13 protein-coding genes are annotated in these 18,443 nt (G+C 35.2%); 9 read left to right on the top strand and 4 right to left on the bottom strand.

Going from position 1 to position 18,443, the window contains the following annotated elements; genetic code table 11:
• The first annotated feature begins 874 nt into the window (after positions 1-874).
• Both ABWU48_RS03135 and ABWU48_RS03130 read left to right on the top strand, forming a co-directional pair.
• Positions 875-1,408, top strand: a complete 534-nt coding sequence (locus ABWU48_RS03135) for an HK97 family phage prohead protease (protein ID WP_006280514.1) — start codon at positions 875-877, stop codon at positions 1,406-1,408.
• Positions 1,409-1,545: 137 nt separating this feature from the next.
• The gene (locus tag ABWU48_RS03130) at positions 1,546-3,333 is read left to right on the top strand and encodes a hypothetical protein (RefSeq protein ID WP_353288229.1); all 1,788 of its coding nucleotides are present in this window, start codon (positions 1,546-1,548) and stop codon (positions 3,331-3,333) included.
• Here ABWU48_RS03130 and ABWU48_RS03125 read toward each other — a convergent pair.
• Both ABWU48_RS03125 and ABWU48_RS03120 read right to left on the bottom strand, forming a co-directional pair.
• On the bottom strand, positions 3,317-4,492 hold the full coding sequence (locus ABWU48_RS03125; protein WP_213862916.1) for a CCA tRNA nucleotidyltransferase: 1,176 nt from the start codon (positions 4,490-4,492) through the stop codon (positions 3,317-3,319). The genes ABWU48_RS03130 and ABWU48_RS03125 overlap by 17 nt on opposite strands.
• A gap of 99 nt (positions 4,493-4,591) precedes the next feature.
• Positions 4,592-5,524: a hypothetical protein gene (locus ABWU48_RS03120; protein ID WP_353288228.1), complete on the bottom strand. Its 933-nt coding sequence runs from the start codon at positions 5,522-5,524 to the stop codon at positions 4,592-4,594.
• 117 nt (positions 5,525-5,641) lie between these two features.
• On the opposite strand from ABWU48_RS03120, the gene ychF reads away from it, so the two are divergent.
• The 6 genes from ychF to ABWU48_RS03095 all read left to right on the top strand — a co-directional run bounded on the left by ychF (position 5,642) and on the right by ABWU48_RS03095 (position 13,512).
• On the top strand, positions 5,642-6,736 hold the full coding sequence (ychF, locus tag ABWU48_RS03115; RefSeq protein WP_010962597.1) for a redox-regulated ATPase YchF: 1,095 nt from the start codon (positions 5,642-5,644) through the stop codon (positions 6,734-6,736).
• Entirely contained in the window at positions 6,729-6,857 is a 129-nt protein-coding gene (locus ABWU48_RS06290; RefSeq protein WP_410529689.1) for a hypothetical protein, read from the top strand. Before ychF ends, ABWU48_RS06290 begins: the two co-directional genes overlap by 8 nt.
• 146 nt (positions 6,858-7,003) lie before the next feature.
• Positions 7,004-8,197 (top strand): ankyrin repeat domain-containing protein, encoded by a 1,194-nt coding sequence (locus tag ABWU48_RS03110; protein WP_353288227.1) that lies wholly within the window; start codon positions 7,004-7,006, stop codon positions 8,195-8,197.
• Positions 8,190-9,995: a pentapeptide repeat-containing protein gene (locus tag ABWU48_RS03105; RefSeq protein ID WP_353288226.1), complete on the top strand. Its 1,806-nt coding sequence runs from the start codon at positions 8,190-8,192 to the stop codon at positions 9,993-9,995. The genes ABWU48_RS03110 and ABWU48_RS03105 overlap by 8 nt, the downstream gene beginning before the upstream one ends.
• The gene (gene gmk / locus ABWU48_RS03100) at positions 9,979-10,587 is read left to right on the top strand and encodes a guanylate kinase (protein ID WP_209473330.1); all 609 of its coding nucleotides are present in this window, start codon (positions 9,979-9,981) and stop codon (positions 10,585-10,587) included. The genes ABWU48_RS03105 and gmk overlap by 17 nt, the downstream gene beginning before the upstream one ends.
• 282 nt (positions 10,588-10,869) lie before the next feature.
• On the top strand, positions 10,870-13,512 hold the full coding sequence (locus tag ABWU48_RS03095; RefSeq protein ID WP_353288225.1) for an ankyrin repeat domain-containing protein: 2,643 nt from the start codon (positions 10,870-10,872) through the stop codon (positions 13,510-13,512).
• On the opposite strand, the gene sdhA is transcribed toward ABWU48_RS03095, so the two are convergent.
• Positions 13,513-15,312: a succinate dehydrogenase flavoprotein subunit gene (gene sdhA, locus ABWU48_RS03090; protein WP_264706107.1), complete on the bottom strand. Its 1,800-nt coding sequence runs from the start codon at positions 15,310-15,312 to the stop codon at positions 13,513-13,515.
• Between the two features lie 763 nt (positions 15,313-16,075).
• Positions 16,076-17,497, bottom strand: coding sequence for a glutamate--tRNA ligase (gltX, locus tag ABWU48_RS03085; RefSeq protein ID WP_010962590.1), 1,422 nt, complete (start codon positions 17,495-17,497; stop codon positions 16,076-16,078).
• 149 nt (positions 17,498-17,646) lie between these two features.
• On the opposite strand from gltX, the gene ABWU48_RS03080 reads away from it, so the two are divergent.
• Positions 17,647-18,402, top strand: a complete 756-nt coding sequence (locus ABWU48_RS03080) for an ankyrin repeat domain-containing protein (protein ID WP_353288224.1) — start codon at positions 17,647-17,649, stop codon at positions 18,400-18,402.
• Positions 18,403-18,443: the final 41 nt, after the last annotated feature.

Here is an 18,443-nt window from a genome sequence, read left to right as displayed (position 1 = left end):
TCTTTGTCTTTTTTTCTGCTTGGTAAATTTCTTAAACATTTGCAGCGTAGGTTAGTTGCAATTAAAAGCAGCTAAATCTTGCTTGTCAAACGTTTAAAACATAAAAAACGCCAATATTTTAAAGCAGATAATAACCCCAGGGCTTCTTTTGCCTTTTTTTTCATTTGGTAAATTTCTTAATGTTTATAGCTAAAAGAGCCCAAGAGAGGTCAATGCCCCTGTGATGTCATTCCAGTGCTTGACACTGGAATCCAGCCTTTATTATGCAGCCACTTGGTTGAAATTAAGTCTTCTGGATCCCAGTGGGCTTTGTTGCATCGCTAGCTATGATGGATTAAAGATAAAAAAGATAGGGAATATCAGTAGCTTATTATTCTGGTATTTATAACAAGAACGGTCAATGAATACCTAAATTTGAGTAAAAGAAATTTCACTACCATTTACCAATCCGGCTAAAATTCAAGAATTTCAATGCTTTAGCTATTTTCAATAGAATTAAATTTATTAATATAAATAACAAATTACTATTCTTAAATTTGATCAGATTGATTGCAAAAAAACAAGATTTTCAATAGGTTGCTTATAATCCTAACTATAGTTAGCCTTTCATAAGTAGCGATGCAACAAAGCCATCCCAGTGTCAAGCACTGGGATGACAAAAAAAGGAGGCTACTCGGATGACAGGAGAAGGTACTGCCGTCATAAAGGAACCAGTTTCAGCTACTTTCATGACATCGTTGTAACATTGTACCATATTACAATTTAGCGTTTTTAGTAACTAAGAAAAGTGCTTCCCCCTTTTAGAGCACTGCATATAATAGAATTATATCGCAGTGCATTGCGAAACAAAATTCCCAATACTACAGGAGGCTTTATGAATAAGAAATTTCTCTATTCACCATTGTCAATAAAAAGTATAGGAGAAAACGGTGTATTTTCTGGTTATGCGAGCGTTTTTAACATAGTTGATAAACAAAATGATCTGATATTGCCCGGAGCATTTAAGGAAAATTTAAACAGAAATAAAATAAAACTCCTTTGGCAGCATAATCCTGACGAACCTATAGGTAGTATCATAGATATTTATGAAAATGATGTTGGCCTGTATATAACCGCACATTTACTTTTGGGTATTCAGAAAGCAGAAGAAGTGTATTTGATGCTCAAAACTGGGGCAATTAACGGACTTTCCATCGGCTATATACCTATAGAGTATGATGTTGATCATAAAAGTGGAGCTAGAGTGTTAAAACAAGTGGAATTATGGGAAGTCAGTTTGGTCACTTTTCCTGCAAACTTGGCTGCTCAGGTAATCAATGTGAAAAATCAGAACAATGAACAGGAAGTGTTAGCAAGAGCGATAGAAAAAGCAAATGCTGTACTTGCAGACATGTACATTTCTGCTTAAAGTGTATTAGGCGGGCAAAGACTTTACCATAATTTGACACCTGTGTTAGTATTTGTTTAACATTTATACTAATATATATATAACTTTATTGCTATTAAAATTTTCTATAAATTAAAGTTAAAAAATAAGGTAATTTTATGCTAAATATTAATAATAAGGTTAATTATGAAATTAATATTAAGCGAAAGGAAAAAAAATACAGCTGGTCTACTGTATTTGCTTGGTTATATCTAAAAACGATTGGACGAATATTGCCCAAGAGATGGAATAGATGGGCAGAAAATATTTTGTACTACGATAAAACTACTGCAAACAATGAAGTTCAAACTGATGCTTTTAAGACAATAGATGGAAGTGTTCAAGTTGACTTAAAACCTGAAGTTGTAGAGAAAGAGAGCCAAAGTGTAGTGATAAACAAAGATGGAGGGGTTCAGACTGATGGAGTAGCATTGATAACAGAGGAAGATGATGAAGCATTAGAAGAACAGCTGGAGGGCATAAATCAGGAATTAGAACTTGAACGTTTACAAAATGCTTCCTTAAAAGAAGAAAATAGAGAATTACGATCTGCAATTGAAGGACTTGAAAAGAGTTATAAGGGACTTACAGAAGATGCAGGCGAACGAGAAGAGGAACTAACCAAATACAAACAAGATAAAAAAGCAATGCAGGATAAAGTTGATGAACAACAGAAAACTATATTTGATCAATACATGATAATAAGAGAGCAAGGAGAAGAAATTGAAGCTACTAGGAAAGATAATGAAAGTCTGCAAGCACAAATAATAGAACTTAAGAGTAGGTTAAAGGACAAGGAGGATAAATTAATTGAATTGAATCAACAATGGCAAGCTAGCAAATTAGTGGCTTTACTTAAATCACAGACTGATAAATTGTGTCAGGCTAAAGACAAAAATACTGAATTAGAAAATAAAGTCAGTGACTTAGGTCATGAAAACAAAGCTCTACGATTAAGTGTGAATACATTGACTGCTCAATTGGGTGAAATGGAGAACTTGGGGAAGCAATTACAAAGTGTTCAAGAATCTAAACAACAATTGGAGATTGATTTAGAAGGTCAATTGAAAGCTGACACTAAGAAACTACAGGAAGCAAAAGAAGGTCAATTGGCTAAAAAGGCAGATACAGTGAGTACAGTATCTACTGCAAAATCAACTACTGGTTCTATGAAGTCAAAAATTCCAAAGGGTTTATCTAAGCTTCGTGGGAATGAGAATTGCGATAAATTTTTATCTGATAAAAATAAAGAGTTGAAAAAAAGTTTTTCTAAATTTGAAAAGAAACACTTTTGCCATAACGTGCTTAATGAAACTATAAAGTTTCTATCAAATCAAGATGATGGCAAATTTGAAAGCAGTAAGCTGCTTGAATTATTAGAAAGTAATTTGAAACAATCCGCAAGGGAGATCATAGAAGCTAAGGTTAAAGAAGTTGTCAACGAACATTGTAACATTGGAAAAAATATGGGTAAAGAACTACGAGATGACACGTTAAAAGCCAAGTTGTCACCTTCTGTTAGAAAATGCGTAAAAAAATTAGAATTTAACAAACAAGAAGGGGTAAATAAGATTGTAGACTCTATCTTGCACAGCTTTAATAGCAAGAATAATAATAATAACGACTCAGGAGAATTGCTTAAAGAAATTGTTACAGGAAAATTAACAGAGGCTAAAATGAAATGTTTTTCAAATAAGATTCAAGAGTTACAACTGGCATTAAGCATAAGAGATAAATTTTTATCTCCAGATCAGGGAATGTGTAATCAAACTCAAGGAGGAGTAAACGAATATCAATTAACAGAAAAAGCTAAAAAAGAACATATACCTAATTCCTCTATGAGTTCCCCTAATATTGCAAGCATACATTCATTGAACAGTCAGAAAGCAGTTAGAATAGGCTCTTAGCATAAAGCACCAGCTCCTCTTTTGTTAAAGTGTAGGAGCTATCTTCCCAATGTTGTTTTAGCAATTCCAAGTTTCTACCTAAACTTTTTCCTGGCTGGTGACCTATACTTATTAAATCATCGCCAGATAAAGGAAATTTTGGAATATTGAATGTGTTAGCAAATGAAATGTATTCATCAACATTTTCTCCAGACTCAACACCACAAATTTTCACTAAATCACAATATAATTCTCTACCAAATAAAGATATGTATTTTTTTTGCTCTTTTTCTGAGAGTTCTGTTTTGATATCGTTGGATAGTAAAAATAGCAGCTTTTTCTTTTGCTTGTTTGAAAGACGTAAAAATTTGCTTACATATTCTCCAAGACTTAGCCTGTCATTTTTTTTAGTAGTCCTAAGGAGTAACGCTAATTTTACTAGTGCATCAGTGCCCAAAAGAAGTGGCGAAGACAGAATTTCGCATTTTACTTCTTTTGGGATAATCTTTTGCAAAACATCAGATTCTTGCATGCTCTTAAGTGTTGGAAAAGGATCATTGCACTCCAGCAATTTAAGTATTTCATCTCTTATTCTCTCTCCAGAGAGGTTTTGAATCATATGCGAATGCTTTTTGCATACGTTTAGTATTTCATCACTCAAATCTCCGACACATATTTTTGCATGAAAACGAAATGCTCTTAAAATACGTAGATAGTCTTCTTTAATTCTATCTTCAGCGTTGCCTATAAAGTTTAACCTTCGCGCTTTTAAGTCCTCTATACCACCAAAGTAGTCATATATATGGCCATGCTTATCTGCATACAGAGCATTAAATGTAAAGTCGCGCCTTGAAGCATCCGCTTGCCAATTATTGGTAAATTCTACTTTTGCATGCCTACCATCACATTTCACATCATGCCTTAGTGTTGTGATCTCAAAAGATCTTTGATTTAGAACCGCAGTGATAGTTCCATGTTTTAAGCCAGTTGGAATAGTTTTAATATTACGGAGTTTTAGCGCTTTAATCGTTTGATTGGGAAGCAAATTAGTAGCTAAATCGATGTCGTGGACATCACGCTGCAAAATTGAGTCTCTCACACACCCGCCGACAAGCCTAGCCTCACCACCAAATTCCTCTATGGCATCAATAATTAAACTAGTCTCATGGTCAACTTGCATTTAGGTTAGTACGTACTGCAAATTCATATTATATGAAATGCTTGCAAAAGCCCTATATAAAAATATACAGGGCTATGAAGATTTATTTTACACTTCCAATTATGATATTTGTTGTTGATGAAATGTTTTTTCTGTTCTTGATTCCTCCATACTACATCTTGGTAAACTTGAAGGGTTTTGCTCTTCAGAGCACTCTATGCGCTGCTTTATCTCACTAACGCACTGCTCTACAACATCACCAATTTTTCCATCAGCATTTTCTGCCAATAACTTATCAAATCCCTTTTCAACCTCTGCTCTCTCAGAGATATCCTTTGAAAGGTTACAATATTCTAAGATCTCGTCTAGCTGCAGTTTTTTTGCTAATAGGAAATCTTCTTGTTCTTGCTCTTGTTTAAGTTTGGTTTCCTCTTGCAGTTGTTTTGCTAAACTTTTATTTCTATCAAGCAATGGTTCGAAATGCAATCCGCCTTTGTTTATTATATGCACAATACTACTATCATCATAATCAACTTTATTGTATTCACCTGCACTTTTTGAACCTGAATTGTCTATTAATTCATGCAAAGACAGATCTTGGTTATCAACAGTCTGGTTCTCTATAACATGTAGCTTTACCTTATACTTTTCACAAAGTATTCTGCCTTCAACGTCAGGATCACCCCACCTACTGTTACGCATAATGTCTGCTGTATAATCATCTACAGTTTCACTACGGTGCTGGCCATTTTTATCATGACTATTGACAATTGCATTTGTAAACCACTTTGGTGGATTCTTTTGCGCAAATTCCCTACAATCATTTCTTAATTTTTCGGCAGTAACTTGCTCTCCTGTCTGTTGTTCTAGACTTTGCCTGAACGAGTCAAAAAAACAGCTTCCATTACCAATTGCTTGTCCTACATAGAAATTGTCAGGGTAAGGGTTACTATTTAAAAGAGTTATTTCTTGCCCTGAGATCCTGGGCCTTTTTATTCCAACCTCAACATCATGAAAGTCACTTGGTAGTTTCCGTTTCTTAGCTGTAGTCATAGTTTTACCTTAATTTAAGCTATATATTACTATACCAACAAAATTGTCAATAAGCGACTAGTTAAGTATAGCAGAAATTTTTAAATTATGCAATAGTTATAATTTTACATAGCAAATATGAGTTTTAACTGCGGTATAGTTGGGTTACCAAACATAGGAAAATCAACCTTATTTAATGCGCTTACAGAGTCAAGTGCAGCCGAAGCTGCAAATTATCCTTTTTGCACAATCGAGCCAAATATAGGCAAGATTTCGATAAAAGATCAACGTTTGAAACAAATCGCAGCAATTGCAGGCTCAGAGAAGGTAATCTACAACCAATTAGAAGTTGTAGATATTGCAGGTCTGGTAAAGGGTGCGAGCAAAGGCGAAGGGCTTGGCAATAAATTTTTAAGCCATATCAGAGAAGTTGATGCCATCGTTCATCTGCTCAGGTGCTTTACGGATGACGATATCAGCCATATACACAGTAAAATAGATCCAATATCAGATGCTGAAGTGGTAGAAATGGAATTAATCCTAGCTGATATTGATAGCATAGAAAAAAGGCTTCCTCAATTGGAAAAGAAAGCAAAGCAAGGTGATAAAGAGCTAAAGAGACAACTTGAATTAATGCAAGAGGTATTAGCTACTTTAAAATTAGGTAAACCTGCAAGAAGTTTGGAGAATATCAATGAAGATGAGATGAAGTTGCTTCAATTGCTGACAACAAAGCCCGTTATGTACGTTTGCAATGTTGAAGATACAAATGTTATAACTGGCAATGAATTATCTAAAAAGGTAGAGAGGATGGCGGAGGAAAATAAAAGCAAATTTTATTGCATTTCAGCAAAACTCGAAGCAGATATTGCAAATCTTGATAGTGAAGAGGAAAAACAGAGTTTTTTATCAGAATTTGGCTTACAAGAATCAGGCCTTGATGGAGTAGCGCGTATTATGTATGAAGTGCTGAGTATGATAACTTTCTTTACTGTGGGCCCCAAAGAAGCACGGGCATGGCCAGTAAAAATAGGGTCAACAGCCGATAAAGCAGCAGGTGTAATCCACACTGATTTTGAGAAAGGCTTTATAAAAGCAGAGACAATAAGCTTTGCAGACTACATAAAGTATGGAAGTGAATCAGCTTGCAAAGACGCAGGAAAAATTCGCTTTGAAGGCAGAGATTATATCGTGCAAGATGGCGATATAATGCACTTTAGGTTTAATGTGTAGTTTATTATGCAGCCACTTATTTAAAGTTAAGTTTTCTGGATCCCAGTGTCTGGGCACTGGGATGACATCCTCCCTAGCGGAGATTGCTCTCAAATCACAATGTTCGTACAGTAAGCACTGACCACTTTGCTTCAATATTTGCGATGCCCCTGAACAGATACAAAAAATCTATTGTTTTTTTATAAATTAAATCCTAAGGCATTTTTTACTGTAGATTAATCATTTGATTATAGTATCATTTTAATTAAGCTTATGCTTGGGATATTTATGAAGAATATTTTATATTTTATATTATTAGCTGTCGTATTCGGATCAACCATCCTGTTTGCCGTAGAGCAGCTTGAAGAAAAGAAAATTGAATCAGTTCATAAAAACGAAAATGTAGGTGTAAGGAAGCAAGATAGCACAAATCAAAAAGATGAGTTAAAAAGCAACGTCGATGCTAAACAAACACAAGAGGCTGAGAGCAAAAGATTAGACGGCACTACCGATAAAGAGAAACTGCAACACAACGAGAACAAAGCTTTCGTGGTTGAAAAAACTATAAGTGAAGGTGAAAGGATTGATAAAGATTTGCCAAATGACCAGCTAGAAGGAAGCACAGACAAATTTGCTCAAAATTTACCAAATGTGGCCAATAAAGAAGTGAATAAAGATTTGAAACCAGAGCCTTTGCCTTTAAGTGCTGATTTAAATGAGAATACAGCTAACCCGCAAAAAAATCTACAAGCTGATCAGAAGATTGATATAAAAGATAATGAACTTTCAAAAAGTGATGCGAGTCAATTATTAGAGGGAAAAAAAGAAAAAGTAGAGAATCAGTCTGAAGAAAAAAAAGTGAAAGAAACAAACAGTAATTCCAAGGACCGCAATAGAGTAAAACCTATAACTAAAAAAGATGAAGAAGAGCAAAGTGAAAAGAAAAGTTTACAAAAATGGACAAAGCTAAACAGAGAACCAATAAAAGAATGGGGTCATAAAGACATACAAAGCAAGTCAATATATAAACGACAATATGATAGCCTTAATGAGCATCTTCCTACAACTGTGTTTATTGATGATTACAGTAAGCAATTTTTTTACTGCATTAAGAAGAACAACTTAACTTGCTTAAGAGGAGTAATAAGTAAGCTAGAAAAAATTGGATTAACAATTCAAGAGATACTAAGGTTTAGAAATAAATTGGGTGATACTCCTCTCATTTATTCAGTTAAACAAGGTGAGGTAGACATAGTGCGCTTTCTCTTATTACAAGGTGCTGATCTTAGAGTAGTTAACAATAATTTTCAATCCCCAATTGATATAGCAATCGAAAAAAAGCAGATCAATATAATAAATGCGATTGCCGAAATGATGCCACATCTTTTGGAGGATAGAAAAATAGACAATAAAGAAAGCTCAGCAATGTACGATTGGGCTGTGAAAACGAAAGAAATACAGTGCGATAAGCAAGATGATTAGATTTTTGATATTAATTTTAGTTGGTCATTTATGTTATGGAAACGAAACAAATGATGAAAAAAATCAGATTAGTGATTTTTTAAACGCTTTGCGTGATGCAAAATACGTATCTTACAGTAAAAAAGACTTTGCTGAATTTTTGGTGCAGTGCCACAAAGAGGGCGTGCCAGAAGATTTTAAGAAAGGTTTTGGTTCTAACTTAAATGGAGCTAATTTTAACCAACTGTACCTAAGTAAATCTGTTTTTGATGGAGTAAGTCTGATTGGTGCCGATTTTTCTAACACCGATTTATCCGATGTGTCTTTCATTGATGTTGATTTACGTGGTGCTAATTTTTCCAATGCTAATTTACATGGCATTAAAATAAAAGGTACAAATTTGAGTTTTACAAAATTTGTTTCTGCAAACTTAACAGATATCGTATTTGATCAGTCTAATGTTAGTTATGCTGATTTTATCAGTTCCGATCTCAAAAAAGTAAGTATGCACAACGTAATTGGTTTGCATACTAATTTCTCGAATGTGAAAATGAATTTCTCCAACTTATCAAACTCGAATGTTAGCCACGTAAATTTTAGTGATAGTGAAATAAACGATACTGTTATGCAGAAAAACAACCTTGATAATGCAAGTTTCTTTGGAGTGGATGCATATAAATTAAAGATACAATTTTCTTCATTAAAAAATGCTAACATATATGGTGCAGAGTTAAAAGAATCAGACTTTACAGGTAGCAATCTTTCCGATGCTTGCCTTAATTCTTCTATCATAATTAACAGTAACTTCGACGAAACTGATTTAAGCAACACACAAATTTCCTATGTGAATGACGATAATTCAAGTTTTGTTCAATCTATACTAAATGGTTCCAAGATAAAACATGCATATGTTTCTGAAGCAAATCTTCATGATGCTGATTTATCCAATATTGATTTTAGTTTTAGTGAACTGCATCAAGTTAATGTCTCTAATGCTGACATTCGTCACGGAAAGTTTCATAATACTAAAGTTGCAAATTCTAACATGAATGGCTCATTTTTTGACCATTCACTATTCATCTATGTGAAGATAGAAGATTCAGACCTTTCTACAACTTCAATGTATAAGATAAAAATCCAAGACTCTCAAGTTTATAACAGTACACTTTCTCGCCATAATATTGATTCCAGTGAAATAGAAAATTCAACATTCTTTAATTTATTAGCTGATAATTCGAGCTGGTCCAATTTAAAAGTAACTAATTCAAATTTTATTGAAAGCGATTTCAGATCTTCTTTGCTTCACGCTAATGCCTTTAGGAAAACTAGCTTTTTTCTTAGCAATTTGAGTAATTCAACAATTAGTGATATGTCTTTTCTCTCTTCAAGCATATATAAAAGTTCAGTTGTTGATGCTCACTTAACAGGTTGCAAATTTGATAATTCAATTTTGATTGACAATAAAGGACAGAAAAAACTTGCAGGTTCAGAAAATGCTATAACTTCGATTAAAGATTTGCAAGAGAAAATATCACAGGGTGAAAAATTTAATGTAAATTATTCTTACTTTGAATTTAAGAATATGAATTTAGAAAATGCCGATTTTTCTAATTCAACATTGAGTAGAGCAAAGTTTGTAAACGTTAATTTGAATAAGGCAAATTTTGAAAAGACCGATTTGCGCTATACTGTCTTTGATAACTCTTCTCTTATTGGCACCAACTTATCAAATTCTAATTTAGAAGGTTCTAGCTTTTTAAACTCTGATCCAAAAAGCACCATGTTAAAAAATGCAAAGAAAAATGACCGTAAAAAGTGAGGGCGTATTATTGGTTCTATCCTCCCCTTCTGGAGCTGGAAAAACTACTATATCAGCAAAATTACTTGAGCAATCAACTAATTTAGTTAGGTCTGTTTCTATGACTACACGCAAGCCTCGCCCCGGCGAAAGAAATGGAAAAGACTATTTTTTCGTTACCGAAGAAAAATTTCACGAGTTATGCAAAGCTGGCCAAATGCTTGAATACGCCAAAGTTTTTGAGAATTTTTATGGTATACCAAGAAATTTTATAGAGCAAAACTTAAGCAATGGAATAAGCGTTTTACTCAGCATAGACTGGCAAGGAGCATTTCACTTATTCAAGCTCATGAGAAAAAAAGTTGTAAGTGTTTTTATACTTCCCCCTTCAATGGAAGAGCTTAGGTTGCGTTTGCAAAAGCGTAATAGTGATGATGCAAGCGAAATAGAGCGCAGATTAGCCGAAGCTCAAAAAGAGATAAGCAAACGTGATAAATATGATTATGTAATAATCAATGATGATATTGATAAAAGTGTAGAAGAGATAAGCTCCATACTAAATAAAGAAAGACTTAAAAAATCAGAAGAAAAACCAAGCCTGGAAGATTTATAAAAAATCAATTTGGATATTTGCAGCTATAGTTTCTTATCCTATTTTAGCCAATAGCACATTTCACAGTTTAGCTATATTTATTATTTTTTAAGATTAAATGGTTAAAATAGTAGCAACTGTTCAAGTGAGGATTTGACTATGACAACAGATTTTCTAATAGAAACTAGTTTTCTGCCTTTCCACCTATACATATACAACGTTTAGCTCAATTTAAAAGTCAAACTTCTTGGTTGTTAGTTTAGTGCTGACAACTTAAATAGCTTTTAATATTGAGGTTTTAGTATGGGTATAGATATAACTGCACTAACTACTAATGCAGATAAATTAGGTGAATGCATAGATAAAAATAAAAAGCAAGAGCAGGATAGAAAAGACGAACAATTATATGGCATTATAGAGAGAAAGGTAAAAAAAGAAGAACACAAGCGTGAAAAACCAAGAGGTCAAGATGGAACCCTCAAGAAGTGTAAAAGGTTATTTGAGGAAGGTGCTAGCTCTGAAGTACTAACTAAATTAGAAGAATCACTTAGAGAACAAGAAAAATATTATAAGTATTATGTCCAATGCTTTCTTCCGGTATTGAATAGAAAAATATCGAAAGAACTAGACCCTATAAAAAAAGAGGAAATAGGACAAGCAATTTCAGAAATTACTTATAATAGCAGATATTGTTTTACCCACAACCGTAGGGACAGCGAAACAGAGAGTGGCTACGGCAGTGATGTTGAAGATGATCATGAAGTAGAAATAAGCAACGAAATAACAAATAACAATGCTCTACTACTAAAAGCGATCAAAAATGGAAATAACAGGAAATTTAGAAAATATCTAAAAGATTGTACGGATATTAGCAGCATAAAAGCTGAAGAAGGGAAAAATATTTTACACCTCATTGCGTCGTTGGAAAAGAAACAGAAATGCAAGTTTCTGGGTACCCTAATAAAAACGGTCACCAAGGAAGATTTAGCACAACTTGTTGATAGTGAAAATCAGGACGAAAAAACTCCTCTTCAGGTGGCACTAATTAACAAGATAACAAAAGAAAAACATGAGTCTCATACAATCCAAGATAACGATAACACACTTAAGTTTCTTACAAAATTGTTAGAGCATGGGGCCAGCTCTGATAATTTAGGATTATCTACAAAAAAATTACAAGACTTAAAAGAAGAGCAAAAGACATACTATCGTAATTTCTTAGAAAAATTAGCAGAGCAAGGAAAGAACTCTAAATTAAAGCCAGAAATAAAAATCAATACAGAAGCAAAAATTAAAGAAATTATACCACGTACCATAAATACTCCAGATAGTAATGATAATTATCAATTACATTTAGCAATTAAAAATAATGATAAAGAACTTTTTAAAGAACTATTGCAAAAAGGGGCAGATATTAGCCTTAAAGACACAGATGATAATAATGCTTTACACTTGATTGTTAAACCTGAAACAAAACAAAAACTTAAACTTCTCCATATATTGCTAGAAGCAAGCCAAAAAGAACAATTTATAAAAGCTGTAAATGATAAAAAAGAAGGGCAAACACCGCTCCACCAGGTACTCCAGTGCATACAAGAGAAGAGTGAGAACCGATCACTTAAGAAATTTGAGAAAACTAAGAGATATAAAACCCTAGAGCTATTACTACAAAACGGTGCAGATATTACTGTGCAAGATAAAGATGAAAAAAATGCTCTGCACTATATTGCTTCATTCAAAGGAGAACAAAAAGTTGCATGTTTGAAGTTGACTTTAGGTAAGGATGAATTTAGTAAGGCTATAAATGCTGTTAACGGGAAAGAGCAAACACCGCTCCATCAGGTACTCCAGCGCATACAAGAAAAGAGTAAAGAACCTTCATTGAAAAATAAAATAAAGAATGTAATAAAAAAAGAATTTAAGGATACTGGCAGGTATAAAACCTTAGAGTTATTTCTACAAAACGGTGCAGATATTACTGTGCAAGATAAAGATGAAAAAAATGCTCTGCACTATATTGCTTTATTCGAAGGAAAACAAAAAGTTACATGCTTGAAATTAATATTAGGTTTAGTAAAAGAAAGAAAAATATCTGAAGATCAATTAAGAGAGGCTGTGAATGCACCTAATGGAGAAGGGAACACACCCCTAGAATTGGCATTAAAGAAAAAAGCAGAAAAAAGAAGTATCGAACACCTATTGCAAGGAACAATTTTTGATACAGCAACTGCTTATGACAATACAACAAAATTTTGTACAATGCTGCTAGAAATAGGCGCTGATCCCTGTTCTCTGGAGCTGAAAGATCCAAAATTCCATACTAAAAAGTACTATTTAACTTTACGAGATCTAAAAGATTATTCAGAGACTCCACAGAAAGCACAGGAGAAAGCTAAAGAACTAAAAGAGAAGCTTGAAGAAAAATACCACTGTAAAACTGCTTCAAAAAAATGCAAGTCTGGCATTAAAGAAGCAGGTTCTGGTATAAAAAAAGGAGTATCTGCTGTAGCAGGATTCATAGATCCAGCAAAAAGGACCCGCGAACTGTTAGCAATCACGATAACGATTACTGTTATTGCAATGGTAACATTTGCTTTCTTTCAGGTTCAAATGGCAATTGGAGCAGCCATTCCTATCATAGCTACTGCTGGAGTTATATGTCTTACTTTAACTTTAGGATTTAGTGGTATTAAGAAATTTTTTGAAAAATCAACCAACAAAGCACAGGACATATTTAACGACAAAAACCGCTCTAATTCAACAACAGAGCAGAATCAAGCTTCGAAGAACCCTATTGACAATGATCAACAGAATTTAGGAAATGATTCTGAAGACCTAGCAGCAAAAAGACAACAAAATCAATCAGAGCATACAGAAAACCCAGCTACCAAAATGAGCGATGTATCAATAATGAACTCGTTGAAAAATTGTGTAGGGATAGTGTAACTAGTAAACCCTCTTCTCTGGCGCTATGAAATCAATCTCACCGCTCAGAGTTTTTTCAGCCACTTTTTTATAATCAATTTTTACGTTAATTTGCCCTTTCTTTTCTTCAAGCCACGCTATAGTGTGCTTCATCCAGTTTTTGTCATCACGTTCAGGAAAGTCTTCACGAGCATGGGCACCTCTGCTTTCCTCGCGATTAGCTGCGCATTCCATGGTAATAACCGCTTGTGGGATCATGTTAGCAAGCTCCAGTGCTTCAACTAAATCACTATTCCACATCATACTGCGATCCTCAAGTGAAATATCAGGCATCATTTTTGCTACCTTTTTTATAGCTTTTTTGCCTTCTTCTAAAACTTCAGCAACACGGAACACTGATGCGTACTTTTGCATAGTGTTCTGCATTTCACTGCGTATTTTTGCTACTTTTAGCCCACCGGAAGCAAATCGCATTTTATTGAATCTATCTACTATCCAGTCTGTGCAGTCTGAATGCAATTTTTTATGTGGTGTACCGGATTTTAGTTTCTCTCTTGCTCTGAGCGCTGCAGCTCTGCCAAAAACCACAAGATCAAGAAGCGAGTTAGAACCAAGTCGATTTGCACCATGCACAGAGACGCACGCAGCTTCTCCAATTGCAAATATTCCATCTACCACTTCTTCCTTACCTTGCTTCAGCGTGATCACTTCTCCATGATAATTGGTTGGAATGCCACCCATGTTATAGTGAACAGTCGGAATGACCGGTATTGGATCTTTAGTAACATCAACTCCTGCAAAGGTCTTTGCGGTTTCGCTAATGCCCGGCAATCTGAGTTTTATTACTTCCGGATCAAGATGCGCTATAGTTAAATACATGTGATCTTTTTTAGGTCCAACTCCCCTTCCCTCTCTAATTTCAATTGTTATTGCACGACTTACCACATCACGGGAAGCTAAATCTTTTGCTTTTGGTGCGTAACGTTCCATAAACTTCTCGCCCTGAGAGTTAACAAGGTATCCCCCTTCGCCACGGCATCCTTCTGTCATCAAGCACCCTGAGCCATATATTCCTGTCGGATGAAATTGCACAAATTCCATATCTTCAAGTGGTAATCCAGCTCTTACTACCATGCCATTACCATCACCTGTGCAGGTATGCGCACTTGTTGCAGAGAAATAAACACGTCCATATCCACCTGTTGCTAACACCACTCTATGCGCACGAAATCTATGTAATGTGCCGTCGCATAGCGACCAAGCAAGAACTCCGCAGCATGTTTCGCTATCCATAATTAAATCAATCACAAAGTATTCAACAAAAAATTCAGCGTTGAATTTAAGACACTGCTGATATAGAGTGTGAAGGATTGCGTGCCCAGTCTTATCTGCTGCCGCACAAGTGCGCTGCGCTGATTTTCCTTTACCAAAGTGAGTTGTCATTCCACCAAAGGAACGCTGGTATATTTTGCCATCTTCTGTACGAGAAAAAGGTACGCCAAAATTTTCAAGTTCAATAACAGCTTTAGCAGCGTTTTTACACATATATTCTATTGCATCTTGATCACCAAGCCAGTCTGAACCTTTTATTGTGTCATATGCATGCCAGCGCCAATCGTCTTCACCGATATTACCTAAAGCTGCACTAATTCCGCCTTGTGCTGCAACTGTATGACTTCGTGTAGGGAAAATTTTAGAAATGCAGGCAACTGAAAAATTAGTTGCAGCCATCCCAAGCGTTGCTCTGAGCCCTGCTCCACCTGCACCTACTACTACCACGTCATACTCATGTTCTATGATCTCATACGCTGACTTATCCATATTTACTTATTTTATCATTACAGGCTTATGATATCACAGAAGTAGAAAAAATCTATACAAGTTTTCTATAGTTAAGACGTCATGCCGCCGCGGCGCTAACAAGTAGCGGGATGACAGCAATCCTACGTCATACCGCCGCAGTATCTCAGCCACTAACACGTAGCGGGATGACGAGCTTATTGTCATGCCGCCGCGAACCGTCATACCGCCACGAACCGTCATACCGCGATTCATTCGCGGTATCTCTAGATCCCGCTAACAAGCAGCGGGATGACGATTGTCGTTTAGCTATAAATATTAAGAAATTTACCAAACGAAAAAAAAGGCAAAAGAAGCCCCGTGGTTATTATCCGCTTTAAAATATTGGCGTTTTTTATGTTTTAAACGCTTGACAAGCAAGATTAAGCTGCTTTTAATTGCAACTAACTTACGCTGCAAATGTTTAAGAAATTTACTAAGCAGAAAAAAAGACAAAGAATCCCCGAGTTAGCTAGTCTTTTACTATCTCTGTCGAGTATTGGCATTTTTTGATGTCTTGTAACGCTTTATAAGCACGTTCAGCTTATTTAGATAAAAATCTAGATGTAGATGAAGTTTTGTAAAGACATACAGTATCTATATACTGCAAAAAATTGAACATAAGACGCCGATACATTAAGTAATCCTTACCTTTTAATCTGCAGATTGGCGAAAGCAAATACAATAGCTTCAGTTTCATGATAAGGGGGCTGGCGAAGGATGTCAAGTAATTTTCTTATTTCATTTAAATTGCTTGTAACCTTCTTATACACTCATCTTTACCAAGAATCACCATGATATCAATGATTCCAGGTGCATCCATTACTCCAGTTATAGGGGCGCGTAATGAGTGGTATACATCGCTTATTTTCATATCGTGCAATTTTGCACATTCCTTGATCTGAGAAGATAAAAAACCCTTATTCCAATTTTCATCACCGATCTTTGACAGAAATGACGCGAGTAACTTGATTATATCGAGGTTAGATTTGACAATTTGCTCAGCCTCTTCACTTAAATCAAGTGGCGGATCTTGAATATAAAATTTTGCTAAATCCAATAATTCGGTCAGGTAGTTTGCTCTTTTTTTTAGCTCTGTCAGTCCCTGCAGTAAATAGCCCTTTTTTTTGTCAGTTAGAGTATTTTCTCTAAGCATTAGAGTCAGAATATCTTCATTGCTCATATTACTAATATAGTGGTTATTCAAATGCTCCAGTTTTTTGAAATCGAGCCGTGCAGGTGAACGACCAATACTTTCTAAATTAAACCACTCTATTGCTTGCTCATCGCTAATAATCTCATCGTTGCCGTGACTCCAGCCAAGTCTCAGCAAGTAATTACGCATCGCTTTTGGCAATATTCCCATCTTTTCATAATCGCAAACGCTTGTGGCACCATGCCTTTTGGATAGCTTATTCCCATCTTCCCCATGGATAAGCGGCACATGTGCAAAGCGTGGAATGTCAAAATCAAGAGCCTGGTATATTAGCAGATGTTTAAAGGTATTAGTGAGATGGTCAGAACCACGTATTATATCAGTTATTCCAGCATCATGATCGTCAACTACCACGGCAAAAATATATGTTGGAGTGTTATCAGAGCGTAAGATCACTATATCATCAAGCTGGTCGCTATTTACTTTGATTTGGCCGTATATTTTGTCATCAATGACGATCTCTTGCGAATCTGGCACTTTAAAGCGGACAACTGACCTCACACCCGATGTCATTCCAGCGCGTGACCACATATTTTTCCAGTGTCGGCTACTTGGATGACAAGAAGGAGGTTTTGTAGTACATTTATGCTTGTATATCTTGCCCTCTTCTCTTGCTTTTGCCTTCTTTTCTGCAACTTCATCTTCAGGGCAGTAACAGTGATACGCCCTACCCTTTTCAACTAAAAGGTTTGCTACTTCTTTATGCCGCTCTATTCTTTTTGACTGATATACTATTTCCCCATCATAGCTCATACCGAGCCATCTTAGCCCTTCTATAATTGCATCAATTGCTTCTTGTGTTGAACGTTTTCTGTCGGTGTCCTCAATTCTTAGCAAAAACCTGCCACCATGATGCTTTGCATAGAGCCAATTAAATAACGCAGTACGAGCTCCTCCAATGTGCAAAAATCCTGTTGGTGATGGAGCAAATCTCGTGACTATACCTGGCATATTTGTCTGTTACAGTAATGTAAATGATGATAGCTAAAATTTATGTTTGTAACAATTTAGAATTTATTTGTTCTGAGAGATAAAATTTACTTATTTTTCATAAATTGTGTTGTATAGTTTAGTATTGGTTGAATATAGCGAGGTGAGTTATGAATGGACTTGTAGATATAGCAAAATTGCTTTCAGATAATGAAGCTAATATCAATTGGCGTTACACCGGCCCTTTTGATAAAACAAAACAAAGAGTACAGGCAGGTAATCTCCTGCATTTAGCTGCAAGAATACAAAACAAAGGTAAATTTGTAGACATTTGTAAGAAGAACATTGCTTCTGTAACTGCGCATAATGAATATGGAGATAATCCATTTCATGAAGCAGCAAGAAGTGGAATTTTGCTGCCTGCAGTACAAGAGATTGTGAATGACTTAGAGAAGGAAGCTAATAACAAAATTACGAAAGCAGAAGAAGCTGGAGATCGGAAAGAAGTAAGCAGATTGAAAGAGGAACTCAAATGTAATAAAAAATATATTAAAGATGCGCTCTGCAGTAAAGGCTATGCTTTTAATAAGAAGAGGGAAACTCCTCTTTATTACTTAAATGCTGCACAACAGAAAGAAATTAAGCAAATCGCAGGCATAAAAGACAGCTTTATATGTAACCAGAAGTTTCACCTGTGCTTATATATAATAGGAGCGATAGCATGTATCGCTGCTTTATGTTTGTCTTTATACTTTTTATTTTTAGTTTCGCAATCTTTTGCACTAAGCTCGATGGTTGCAATAGCTTCTGGCGGAGTCACATACCTGTCAGTTAAAGCATGTAGCGAGATACATGCCTTGCATAACGAAAGCACTTTAGTGGAAAATGCTAATGTACAACTTGCAGGAGAAAGTTTAGGTGTTTGATGAAGCTAGAAATTACTTGCAGGCAATGATATAGAAATTTA

Source organism: Wolbachia endosymbiont (group A) of Tromatobia lineatoria, from assembly GCF_964028565.1.
GTDB lineage: Bacteria > Pseudomonadota > Alphaproteobacteria > Rickettsiales > Anaplasmataceae > Wolbachia > Wolbachia pipientis.
This window is presented reverse-complemented; position numbering and strand designations above follow the sequence as displayed.